The organism is Streptomyces roseifaciens, assembly GCF_001445655.1.
GTDB lineage: Bacteria > Actinomycetota > Actinomycetes > Streptomycetales > Streptomycetaceae > Streptomyces > Streptomyces aureoversilis.
Genome location: NZ_LNBE01000003.1, coordinates 1,125,035 through 1,135,777, shown reverse-complemented (window position 1 = coordinate 1,135,777; position 10,743 = coordinate 1,125,035). Strand labels below are relative to the sequence as shown.

Annotated in this window: 11 protein-coding genes; 6 read left to right on the top strand and 5 right to left on the bottom strand. The window is 74.9% G+C overall.

Annotated elements, in window-relative coordinates; translation table 11 throughout:
- Window positions 1-29: 29 nt before the first annotated feature.
- The 5 genes from AS857_RS10790 (at window position 30) to AS857_RS10770 (ending at window position 5,343) form a co-directional block, all read left to right on the top strand.
- A complete protein-coding gene (locus tag AS857_RS10790; RefSeq protein ID WP_058042890.1) occupies window positions 30-944 on the top strand; it encodes a transglutaminase-like domain-containing protein in 915 nt (304 codons plus the stop codon).
- The gene (locus AS857_RS10785; RefSeq protein ID WP_058042889.1) at window positions 935-1,654 is read left to right on the top strand and encodes an HAD-IA family hydrolase; all 720 of its coding nucleotides are present in this window, start codon (window positions 935-937) and stop codon (window positions 1,652-1,654) included. Before AS857_RS10790 ends, AS857_RS10785 begins: the two co-directional genes overlap by 10 nt.
- Window positions 1,651-2,784 carry an LLM class flavin-dependent oxidoreductase gene (locus tag AS857_RS10780; protein ID WP_144440767.1) on the top strand — a complete coding sequence of 378 codons (1,134 nt, stop codon included), beginning with the start codon at window positions 1,651-1,653 and terminating at the stop codon, window positions 2,782-2,784. The genes AS857_RS10785 and AS857_RS10780 overlap by 4 nt, the downstream gene beginning before the upstream one ends.
- 5 nt (window positions 2,785-2,789) lie before the next feature.
- Window positions 2,790-4,394 carry a serine hydrolase domain-containing protein gene (locus tag AS857_RS10775; protein ID WP_058042887.1) on the top strand — a complete coding sequence of 535 codons (1,605 nt, stop codon included), beginning with the start codon at window positions 2,790-2,792 and terminating at the stop codon, window positions 4,392-4,394.
- A gap of 103 nt (window positions 4,395-4,497) precedes the next feature.
- A complete protein-coding gene (locus AS857_RS10770; RefSeq protein WP_245699755.1) occupies window positions 4,498-5,343 on the top strand; it encodes a methyltransferase domain-containing protein in 846 nt (281 codons plus the stop codon).
- Between the two features lie 101 nt (window positions 5,344-5,444).
- Here the strand turns inward: AS857_RS10770 and AS857_RS10765 are convergent, their stop codons facing one another.
- The 3 genes from AS857_RS10765 to AS857_RS10755 all read right to left on the bottom strand — a co-directional run bounded on the left by AS857_RS10765 (window position 5,445) and on the right by AS857_RS10755 (window position 8,822).
- Complete coding sequence (locus AS857_RS10765) at window positions 5,445-6,464, bottom strand: 3-dehydroquinate synthase (protein ID WP_058044066.1); 1,020 nt, start codon at window positions 6,462-6,464, stop codon at window positions 5,445-5,447.
- A 154-nt stretch (window positions 6,465-6,618) separates the two neighbouring features.
- Window positions 6,619-7,131, bottom strand: coding sequence for a winged helix-turn-helix domain-containing protein (locus tag AS857_RS10760; protein ID WP_058042886.1), 513 nt, complete (start codon window positions 7,129-7,131; stop codon window positions 6,619-6,621).
- A gap of 134 nt (window positions 7,132-7,265) precedes the next feature.
- Window positions 7,266-8,822: an FAD-binding oxidoreductase gene (locus AS857_RS10755; protein WP_058042885.1), complete on the bottom strand. Its 1,557-nt coding sequence runs from the start codon at window positions 8,820-8,822 to the stop codon at window positions 7,266-7,268.
- A 202-nt stretch (window positions 8,823-9,024) separates the two neighbouring features.
- On the opposite strand from AS857_RS10755, the gene AS857_RS10750 reads away from it, so the two are divergent.
- A complete protein-coding gene (locus tag AS857_RS10750; RefSeq protein WP_058042884.1) occupies window positions 9,025-9,768 on the top strand; it encodes a siderophore-interacting protein in 744 nt (247 codons plus the stop codon).
- A 3-nt stretch (window positions 9,769-9,771) separates the two neighbouring features.
- Here the strand turns inward: AS857_RS10750 and AS857_RS39505 are convergent, their stop codons facing one another.
- Window positions 9,772-9,972: a hypothetical protein gene (locus tag AS857_RS39505; RefSeq protein ID WP_144440766.1), complete on the bottom strand. Its 201-nt coding sequence runs from the start codon at window positions 9,970-9,972 to the stop codon at window positions 9,772-9,774.
- Between the two features lie 14 nt (window positions 9,973-9,986).
- A complete protein-coding gene (locus AS857_RS10745) occupies window positions 9,987-10,721 on the bottom strand; it encodes a class I SAM-dependent methyltransferase (protein ID WP_058042883.1) in 735 nt (244 codons plus the stop codon).
- Between the last annotated feature and the right edge of the window lie 22 nt (window positions 10,722-10,743).

The following is a 10,743-nucleotide window of genomic DNA, read 5'->3' as shown; positions in this document are numbered from 1 at the left end:
GGAGAAAGGATGAGGAGATCAGCGTTCACGTGCCGACCCGGCCGCCCTCGGCGCGGGAGCTGCGCCCCCTCGTGGACCGGCTGCTGCTCGTCCCCGACGAGCACCGCCGCTTCGCCGTGGACGAGCAGGGCGCGCGCCGCCTGCACCGCATAGGGCCGAGGCTGCTGGACGAGCTCACGGCGGCCGGGCTGCCCCACGCCGGCCACGGCCCCGGCCGGCTCTTCGACGGCTACGACCTGGGCAACACGGCCCTGCACCTCGGGCTGGCGTCGGTTCAGCGGCGGGCCATCCGCTCCTGGGCGGCGGCCCTGCGCACGGCCTCGGCCCCGGACCCTCAGCCCCTGCTGATCGACGTGAAGGCGTCGTGCCCCGTGCCCGGCCACGCCGGCCCCTGCCCGTACGGAGTGCTGCTGCCCGGCGGGCGGCGCCGCGTGGTGGCGGGCCCGCCCTCGGACGCGCGCCCGCACCGGCTCACCGTACGGCCGCGGCAGCCGTGGCCGGCGTTCCCCCCGCCCGTCCTGGAGCTGCTGCGCGCCCTGGAGCCGGTCGGCTTCTTCCTGCTGCCGGAGGCCGTCCGCTGGGACCCGGAGTTCCTGTGGCGCACGCGCATGGCGGACTGCGGCGGCGCGTCCGCGTGGCTGGTGGCGGAGGGCGAACGGCGCGGCCTCGGCGTCCGCTTCGCCTTCGGGCTGCTCGTGGCCAGACCGTACTCCACCCCGCACTGCTGGGCAGAGTTCCTGGTGGACGGCCAGTGGGTGCCGGCCGATCCGCTGCTGCTGCGGGCCATGGCCGCCTGGGGCGGGCTGGACGCGGCGGCCCACCCGCCCACCGCGTCCCCGGGAGCCGTCTTCCACCGGCTCACGGACCGCTTCACGAAAGTCGTCAGCCACGCCGGGGTCTGGGCCCCGGCCTCCCTACCCACGGAGCTCCTGCCATGCCCCTGACTCCCCCGCCCCGCTCCCCCGCATCCTCCCCGGCCGCCCCGCCGCCGGCCGCCGCCCCCGCTCCCGGCCGCTTCGCCACCGTGGTCTTCGACCTCGACGGCGTCCTCATCGACAGCTTCGAGGTCATGCGCGAGGCGTTCGCCATCGCCTACCGCGAAGTGGTGGGCACGGGCGAGCCGCCCTTCGAGGAGTACGTCACCCACCAGGGGCGCTACTTCCCGGACATCATGCGGCTGATGGGGCTGCCCGGCGAGATGGAGGGGCCGTTCGTCCGCGCGAGCCACGAACTGATGGACCGGGTCACGGTCTACCCGCACGTACCGGAGCTGCTGGCGACGCTGCGCGAGCGGGGCGTGCGCACCGCCATCGCCACCGGCAAGTCCGGCGCCCGGGCCCGCGCCGTCCTGGAGCGGGTCGGGCTGCTGCCCCTGCTCGACGAGGTCGTGGGCAGCGACGAGGTACCCCGGCCCAAACCGCACCCGGACATCGTCCACGAGGCGCTGCACCGGCTGGGCGCGCCGCCCGAAGGCGCGGTCATGGTCGGCGACGCGGTGATCGACATCCGCAGCGGGCGCGCCGCCGGCACGGCCACGGTGGGCGTCACCTGGGGCGAGGGCTCGGCGGAGCGGCTGCGCGCCGAGCAGCCCGACTTCCTGCTCGACCAGCCGTGGCACCTGCTCGCGCTGGTGTGCGGCGGGGGCCGCGGATGACGGCGGGGCCCGGGCGCGAGGCCGTGCGCCAGGCGCCTGTCGCCCCGCGCTGGAGCGTGGTCGCCCCGCAGGGGGCGGCCGGTGAACTGGCCGGTGCCGGCGGGGCCGAGGGCTGGCAGTTGCTGCTCGAGACCGCCCGCACCGTCAGGCGGCACGGGCTGGGCACGCTGTGGCTGCTGGATCGCACGGACACCACGCCCCGGCGCGCGCCCGAACCCGTGTGGGAGGGCTGGACGGCGCTGGCCGGGCTGGCGGCCGCGGTGCCGGGGCTGGAGCTGGGCCTGCTCTCCCCGGCGGCACCCTTCCGCAACGCGGCCCTGCTCGCCAAGCGGGCGGCGAGCGCGGACCACATCTGCGGCGGGCGGCTGTCGCTGGGGCTCACCGCCGCGGCGTACCTACCGGAGCATCATTCAACGGGGGCCGCCCCTGCAGCCGGGGAGCCTTCTTCCGGTGAGGGCGGTTCCCCTGAGGGTGGTTCCCCTGAGGGCGGCTCCTTCGGCGACGAGGGGGGTCACCGCGCCGTCGGTGAGACGGCCGAGGCGCTGCGCGCTCTGTGGGGCGGCCGGCCGGTGACCCTCGCCGGGGAGCACGTACGGCTGGCGGCGGCGCACTGCGTACCGGCGCCGCACCAGCAGCCGCTGCCCCTGGTCCTGCGCCTGGACGCCGGGGAGGAGGGGGCCGGGGCGCGGCGGCCCGCGGACGCCGCCGTACGGGAGTGCACCGCCGTCCAGTGGACGGGTGGGACGCGTGACATCGCTCGCGCCATCGAGGAGTTCGGGCGGCGCAGGACGGCCCTCGGGGCGGACCCGGGCGGGGTGCGGCACGCGTGGGCGGCCGAGTGCCGGGTCTTCGACTCCGTGCTGGAGCGCGACAGGTGGCTGTGTTCCCCGCACGAGGTGCACTTCTGGAGCCACCACCCCGACCTGCTGGCGCGGCGGAGCCTGTACGGGACGCCCGATCAGATCGCGGACCGCGCGCGGAGCCTGCTGGCGGCGGGCGTTTCGGAGTTCGTGCTGTGGTTCCGCGACTATCCGCGGACGACGAGCCTGGAGCGGCTCCTCACCGACATCGCCCCCCGCATCGACACGACCGCCGGTCCCGGCGCCAGGACTGGCAGGGCAGAGGAGTGAGCCCGGTGCCCGGTACGAAGCCCGCCGACCCGTTCCTTTCCACGGCCTGGCTCGCCGCCGGCCGCTCGCTGGAACGCCCGCCCGCCGGCGTGCGGGACACCGTGACGCTCCGGCTGGAGCTCACCGATCCGCCGCCCGGGGCACCGCCGGCGGTGGACGTGGCGGTGGACCTGGCCGCCGGGCGCCTGGGCGTCGCGGCCGCCTCGGGCGAGCCGCCGGGGCTGCGGATCGCGCTGCCGCACGCGGCGGCCCGGGCGCTGCTGCTGGGTTCGCCGCAGGAGCGCGCCGGCGTCTTCGAGCGCGGTGACGTGCGCGCCGAGGGCAACTTCAGCCTGCTGTTCTTCATCGACGCGGCGCTCCGGCGGGACGGGTCGGGGCACGTGGCGGCTCTCCGGGCCGCGGCGGGAGCGGCGGGGGCGGCCCGGGGGAAGGTCGGTGCGGAGGAGGTGACTGGGGCGGCCGGGGCGGAGGAGGCAACCGGTGCGAAGGAGGCGGCCGAGGCCGTCGAGCGGGCCCGCGAGGCCCTGCCCGGAACCGTGCGCGAGATCGAGCGCGAAGTGGGCACCTCGACGCCGGGGGCCCAGCTGCACGTCTCCCTCGACGGAGTCACGCTGGCGGACGCGGGGCTGGGCGAGGCCCGGCCCGGCGTCCCGATGACCCACCGTTCGCTGCCGCTGTGGTACTGCTGCGCCAAGCCCCTGCTGTCGGCGGCGCTCGGCCGGCTCTGGGAAGCCGGCGCGTACGACCCGTACCTGCCCGTCGCCCACTACCTGCCCGCGTTCGGCGGGGAGGGCAAGGAGTCCATCACCTCGATGGACCTGCTGACGCACACGGGCCCGCTACCGACCGGCGACGACCCGCTGCACGGCGTGGTCGCCGGACCGGACGGCGAGCGTCTGCGCCGGGCGCTCGGCGTGGCGGTCCCGCCGCATTCCCGGCGGGCTCCGGGCGTCAACTACAGCCAGTGGTGGGCCTGGTTCGTCCTGGCCCGCATCCTTCCCGCGGTCGACGGCAGGGAGTACCGCCCGTACGTCGAGGAGGAGATCCTCGGGCCGTGCGGGATGGCGGACACGCGCGTCCACCTGACGCCGGAGGACTTCGCGGCCTTCGGGGACCGGCTGCCGCTGATCCACGTGAGCAACCCAGGGTCGGATCCCCAGCCCACCCACTGGTGGTCCACCGAGGCCGCGACCACGCGGTGCATCCCCGGGGTGAACACCCGGGGGCCGCTGAGCGACCTCGGCCGCTTCCTGACCATGCTGCTGCGCGGCGGGGACGCCCGCGGCGGGCGCGTCATGTCGACGACGACCGCCGCCGCGCTGACCGCCCGGCACCGCACCGGCCTGTACGACCGGTACGGCAACGCCGACTGGGGCATGGGGTTCCGCCTCGAATGCCGCCACCTGGGCGAGGAGTTCACCAGCTTCGGCACCCACACCTCCCCCCGCTCCTACGGGCACGACGGGCTGTGGACCGCGGTGGCGTTCGCGGACCCCGACGCCGGGCTCACCCTGGCCGTCCACCTCAACGGGAAGGTGGAGCACGAACGGCACCGCGAGCGCATCATCCGCATCGCCGACGCCGTGTACGAGGACCTTCGCCTGTGCTGACCTCCGCCGGATCCGTACCGGCCTCCGATCCACGGCCTACGGATCCATGCCTTCCGAGTTCCGGCTTCCAACTTCCGGCTTCCGACTTCGAGAGAGGGTTTCCATGCCGCACTCCGACCTGACCGAACTGCCCATGCCGTCGCCCGTGTCCGCCGAGGTGGGCGCGCTCTACGACCGGTTCACCGCCCTGGGTTCCGCCTCCCTGGGCGAGAACCTGCACTTCGGGTACTGGGACTCCCCAGACAGCCAGGTGTCGCTGGAGGAGGCGACCGACCGGCTCACCGACATGATGGCCGACCGGCTGCACATCGGCGCCGGTTCGCGCGTCCTCGACCTGGGCTGCGGCGTGGGCACGCCCGGCGTGCGCATCGCCCGCCGTACGGGCGCGGACGTCACCGGTATCTCCGTCAGCACGGAGCAGATCGCCCGGGCCAACGCGCTGGCGGAGTCCTCGGGCGTCGCCGACCGGGCGCGGTTCCGACAGGCGGACGCGATGGAACTGCCCTTCGAGGACGGCAGTTTCGACGCGGTCATCGCCCTGGAGTCGATCATCCACATGCCCGACCGCGCCCAGGTGCTCGCGCACGTGGGCCGGGTGCTGCGGCCGGGCGGGCGGGTGGTGCTCACCGACTTCTTCGAGCGCGCCCCCATCCCCGCCGCCGGGCAGACCGCCGTACGGCGCTACCTGCACGACTTCATGATGACGATGGTGTCCGCCGAGTCGTACCCGCCCCTGCTGCGCGGGGCCGGGCTGTGGCTGGAGGAGTTCCTGGACATCAGCGACCAGACGCTGGAGAAGACCTTCGTCCTGCTGTCCGAGCGCATCAACGCGGCGAAGAAGCAGCTCTCGGACGAGTTCGGGGAGGAGATGGTGGACCAGTTCGACCCGGGCGACCTGGTCGGCATCAGGGAGTTCGGCTACCTGCTGCTGGTGGCACAGCGCCCGTGACGCGGAAGGGGTGAGCGGGGCCTCGGCCCCGCGGCCCGTCCGCCCTTGCGTCGCCGGCTCGCGGCGCGGGGGCGGACGGCCTCACCTTTACAGCCTCACCTTTACAGCCTCGCGGGGCCGCCGCCCTGGCGCGGCATTCCGTCGAGGACGCGCCGGACCACGTCCTCGGGGACGCCGGGGACGAGTTCGGCGCCGTGCGGCCCGTCGAGGACGAAGGCCAGGCCGTCGCCCGCGGCTTTCTTGTCGCGCCGCATCAGAGTGATCAGCACGGCCGGGTCGGCGTCCGCCGGCAGGGCGCCGGGTAGACCGTAGTCCCGTACGACCCGGGCGTGCTCCTCCGCACGGCCGGCCGCGATGCGGCCGAGGGCCAGGGCCAGCCGGCCCGCGAAGACCGTGCCGATGGCCACGCCGACGCCGTGGCGGACGGCGAATCCGGTGGCGGTCTCCAGGGCGTGGCCCAGGGTGTGGCCGTAGTTGAGGACGTGCCGGCGGCCGGTGTCGCGTTCGTCGGCCGAGACGACCGACGCCTTCAGCCGCAGGCTCGCGGTGACCTGCTCGTGGACGGCGAGCCCGCGCAGGTCGCCCGCGCCGATGAAGTGGCAGCGCGCGACCTCGCCGTAGCCGTTGGTCCACTCCTCGGCGGGCAGCGTCTCCAGGTAGGTGGTGTCGCACAGCACGGCGGCGGGCTGCCAGTAGGCGCCGACGAGGTTCTTGCCCTCGGGCAGGTTGACAGCGGTCTTGCCGCCGACGCTCGCGTCCACCTGGGCCAGGAGCGTGGTGGGCAGGTGGATGACGGGCACGCCGCGGTGGTGGAGCGCGGCCGCGAGCCCGGCCGTGTCGGTGGTCGTTCCGCCGCCGCAGGAGACGACCACGTCGTGGCGGGTGATGCCGAAGGCGGTGAACCTCCGGCACAGGTCCTCCACGGTGGCCAGGGTCTTGTGCCGTTCCCCGTCGCGCACCGGGATGACCTTCGAGGGCACACCGGGGTCGGGCACCGCCTCGGGCGGCCGTGCGGTGACGACCGCGGCACGCCGCGCGCCGAGTACCGCCACGACGTCCGGCAGGAGGTTCCGGGCCCCGGGGCCGACGTGGACGGAGTAGGAACGCTCTCCCAGCCGCACGTCGACACGGCTGACGGGGCTGGGGCGTTCGGCGGGGTTTTGCTCGGGCTCGGGCTCGGGCTGGGGCCGGGGCTGCGGCACGGCGGGCCTCCTCGCTCGTGGGGACGCCGACGCTCACGGGTGCGCGCCGGCGCGCGGTCGGTGCGGGACGGACTCAGTGCTCCGCCCGGTGTGCGGCCTCCAGGACGTAGCCGCGGCCGCGGACGGTGCGCACGCGCAGGTCCAGGGCCGTCAGCCGGCGGCGGATGCGCATGATGTGCAGGTCGAGCGCGTTGCAGCTGAGCGCGGGGTGGCCGGGCCGCGGGGCGAGCAGGGCGTCGCGGGCGACGACCTCGGTGAAGGACTCGGCCAGCCGGGCCACCAGGTGCGCGGCGGTCGGCGAGAGCAGGGCGGAGCGGCGGCGGAAGCGCAGCACGCCGTTGGGCTCGACCACGGGCCGGGCCTCCTCGGCCGCCCGCATGCGCAGCGCCTCGGCGCGGGCCCGGAGGTCCCCGGGGCTGATGGGGGCGCGCACCCAGTCCTCCCGAAGGTCCGGGCTGGCGGGCGCCTCAGCGCCCGCCTCCAGCACCAGGATCCGCATGACTCCCCGGTCGCGGCAGCGCTCCCGGCGGGCGGACTCCGCCGGCCAGCGGATCAGTTCCACCTTCTCACCCGGCAGTAACGGCACACGCGCCCCCTTCACCTCAACTACTCACCGTTGAAACGGACTTCACTCAATCACACGGAAGTCCACGGCGCACGGAGGCGGGGGCGCGCTCCGGTCGGTCTGCGCACGCTGCGTTCGGGCGGCGCGCGCTCCGGTCAGCCGACCGCCTGGGCGAAGGAGAAGAAGCGGTGCGGGTCGTAGGCGCGCTTGACCTCGGCCAGCCGGCCGTAGTTCTCGGCGTAGTAGGCCGTCTTCCAGTCGGCCAGCTCGGGGTCGATGAAGTTCTGGTAGCTCTCGCCGTTGGAGTACGGGTCGAGGGTGTGCAGCCCGCGCGCGGCCCAGGCCCGGCCGGCGGCCTCGTCCTCGTGGCTGTAGTCCGGCTTGTTGAGGGCGATCGAGAAGCCGAGGTAGAACTCCGTGTCGCGGTGCACGTAGGCGGTGGTGGAACGGTCGGGGCGGTTGGCGGCGCCGCCCAGGGCGAAGAAGCTCAGGAAGCGGAACTGCCCGGCCCGGGGGCCGGCGGCGAAGGCTTCCAGGATCCGCTCGACGCCCCGCGCCGGGATCGCCGCGGAGAAGAGCCGGTTGCGGTCGATGGAGAAGTTCTGCCGGGGCAGGGCGGCCTCGGGCGAGTAGCCGACCGTGTGGCACTGCTCCGGCGACAGCTCGGCACAGCCGTACTGCGCCATCATCGCGTCGTGCGCGGACATCCGCCGGGCCGACCGCGTGGCGGGCGCCCGGCCCACCGACGCGACCAGGGAGTCCAGTACGGGGTCGAGGGCGTCCGCCGCGCCGAGCCAGGCTCCGGTGACGACGACCACCGGGGCGCCCTTCCCGGCGTCCGGCCACTGCACGGCCAGGGCGGCGCCCAGGTCCCGGGGGCCGCCGATGATCCAGTGCTGCCACGCCTCGACGACGCGCTGCGCGGCCTCCCACGGCCAGGTGAGGTTGTAGGTGACGAGGGTGGGCACGTCCGTGGGCCGCAGCTCCAGGCTGGTGATCACGCCGAAGTTGCCGCCTCCGCCGCCGCGCGTCGCCCAGTACAGGTCCGGGTTCTCGGCGGCGGACGCGGTGACGGTCCGCCCGTCGGCCAGGACGATCCGGGCCGAGACCAGGCGGTCGCAGGCCATGCCGAACTTACGGGTCTGCCAGCCCAGCCCGCCGCCCGGCACGAACCCGCCGGGGCAGACGCCCGGGCAGTTGCCGCCCGCCACGACGACACCGCGCGGCGACAGCGCCGTCAGGGCGTCCACCTGCTGGGTGCCGGCCCCCATGACGACGGTGTTCCGGGGCGTCAGCGCCACGGTGTTCAGCCGCGAGAGGTCCAGGACGATGCCCTCGCCCGTGGAGTATCCGCCGAAGCTGTGCCCGCCGCTGCGGGGCACGAGGGGCAGGCCGTGGTCCTGGGCGAACGCGAGCGTCGTCCGTACGTCCGCCTCGCCGCGGCAGTAGGCCACCGCCTGCGGCCGGATCCCGTCGAACTGGCCGCTGTAGAGCTTCCTGGCCCGCTCGTAACCGCTGTCCGAGGGCAGGACGAGGTCGCCCGACAGCCGGCGCCCGAGCTCGCTCCAGTCGACGCCGCCGGTGCGCCGCGCGGCCGGACCCACCGGGCTTGCGGCCACCGGGCCCGCGGCCGCCGCGCCGGTCGCACCGGCACCCGCGGCGGCGGCCGCCGCCACCGCCCCGGCCCGTAGCACAGTCCGCCTGTCGAGCATGCTGCCTCTCCATCTGCCGGCCCGAGCGCCCGGGGGCGCGGGAAGCGATCACGGGAACCACGGACCAGGATGCCCGGCCGGATCACCCGTGCCTCCGCTCCTGTCAGCGGGGTGAAAGAAAGCGGCACTTGGCGTTCCGCACAATGGGAGGGACACCGGAAGCGGCAGCCGAAGCGGCGGCCGGAGGCGGAGGGCGGAGCACATGTACCAGGCGGAGCGGAGCGGGTATCGCGGCAGGCGCTTCGGGGACGACCGGTTGCTGGAGGCGAAGGTCACCGCGGTGCGGTCCGCCGTGCCCGGCATGACGGACGTCACGCTGCGCGGCCCCGCCTTCGCCCGGTCCGCCTGCAAGCCGGGCGCCCACCTCCCCGTGGAGGTTCCCGGCGGCGCGCAGGGCCCTGTGCTGCGGACGTACTCGGTGTGGCGGCACACACCGGCCGACGCCTCGCTCACCCTGCGGATCGCGCTGCACCACCCGGGCGGCCCCGGCTGCGCGTGGGCGGGCGCCGTGACGCCGGGCCAGCGCGTACGGACCGGCGTCCCGCGCAACCGGATCGTCCTCGACCCGCAGGCCCGCCACCACGTCTTCGTCGGCGAGGAGACGGGAGCGGTGCCGCTGCTCACCATGCTGGACGCGCTCCCGGCCGGGGCGGTGACCCACGGGGTACTGGAGACGACGGACCCGGAGACCGAGTTCCCGGCACCGGGCGGCGCGCGGACGCTGCCATGGGTGCACCGCGGCCGCGCCTCGGCCGCCGCCTCACCGGTGCTGGTGACAGCCGTCCGCCGACTGGAACTGCCGCCGGGACCGGGCGTCGCCTACGTCGCGGGAGAGGCAGCGACCTGCCGGGCGGTAGTACGCCACTTCGTAACCGAGCGGGGCTGGCCGCGATACGCGGTCAAGACACAGCCCCACTGGACACCGGGCAAGTGCGGCATCCACTGAACGTCATGACGCATGGCCCAGGCCCGCGACCTTCCGCGCGTCGCCGTCATTGAGCCCGGGGTGCAGGGGCAGGCACAGCGTCTCCGTCGCGGCGCACTCGTGCACGGGCGGGGACCGCACGGGGCTGGACGCCACGGAACAGGCCGCGTCCTCGACCAGGGCGACGCCCTGGTGCCTCCGTCGCTGTGCGACAGGTACGGCCACGGCTGCGGCAGCGGCTACCCGTTGCGGCGGAACAGGGCGGTCCACAGGAAGGGTTCACCAAAGTACGGGGACTCCGGCGGTTCGTCATGCATGCGGCGCAGTTCCACTTCGGTCAGGCCGTCGGAGAAGATCCGGCGCAGGGACTCCGGGGTGCAGGCCAGGCCGCCTTGGTGGTGGGGGTGGCGATAGAGGTCGGTATCGCCGGCTTCGGAACCCATCGCGCCGGCCGCGAAGCAGGCGAGGGCGAGATGCCCGCCGGGCGCGAGGACCCGGTCGAGGAGGGCGAGGTAGCTGATGCGGCGGTGCGGCGGCAGGTGGTGGAAGCAGCCGGAGTCGTGGATCAGGTCGTACGGGCCGGCCAGTTCGGAGCCGGCGAGGGTGAACGCGTCGCCGCAGAGGAACCTGATCCCGGCCCGCGCATCCCGGGCGCGGTCCCGGGCCCAGGCGATGGCCGCCGGGGAGAGGTCGACCGCGTCCACCTCGAAGCCCGACGCGGTGAGGTGGAGCGCATTGCGCCCCGGGCCGCAGCCCAGGTCCAGGGCGCGCCCGCGGGTGACGAGCCCGCGTTCGAGGTACGAGACCAGGTTTTCGCCCGGCTTGGCCGCGAAGAACGGCACCGGCTTGGAGCGATCCGAGTAGAAGCCGTCCCACCAGGAGGCCGCGTCACCTGTCCCGCGGTCGGCCTCCGGCGCGAACAGGCTGTCCAGGAGCTCTAGTACGTCGTCCACAGTGCGGATGTTCCGGTCCATCCGCTCCCCCTTCCGTGTCCGG

Bases quoted from the DNA above. Each gene is read 5' to 3' on its own strand.
- AS857_RS10750 (WP_058042884.1), top strand. From the start codon at position 9,025: ATGTACCAGGCGGAGCGGAGCGGGTATCGCGGCAGGCGCTTCGGGGAC.
- AS857_RS10755 (WP_058042885.1), bottom strand. From the start codon at position 8,822: ATGCTCGACAGGCGGACTGTGCTACGGGCCGGGGCGGTGGCGGCGGCC.
- AS857_RS10780 (WP_144440767.1), top strand. From the start codon at position 1,651: ATGACGGCGGGGCCCGGGCGCGAGGCCGTGCGCCAGGCGCCTGTCGCC.
- AS857_RS10785 (WP_058042889.1), top strand. From the start codon at position 935: ATGCCCCTGACTCCCCCGCCCCGCTCCCCCGCATCCTCCCCGGCCGCC.
- AS857_RS10745 (WP_058042883.1), bottom strand. From the start codon at position 10,721: ATGGACCGGAACATCCGCACTGTGGACGACGTACTAGAGCTCCTGGAC.
- AS857_RS10770 (WP_245699755.1), top strand. From the start codon at position 4,498: ATGCCGCACTCCGACCTGACCGAACTGCCCATGCCGTCGCCCGTGTCC.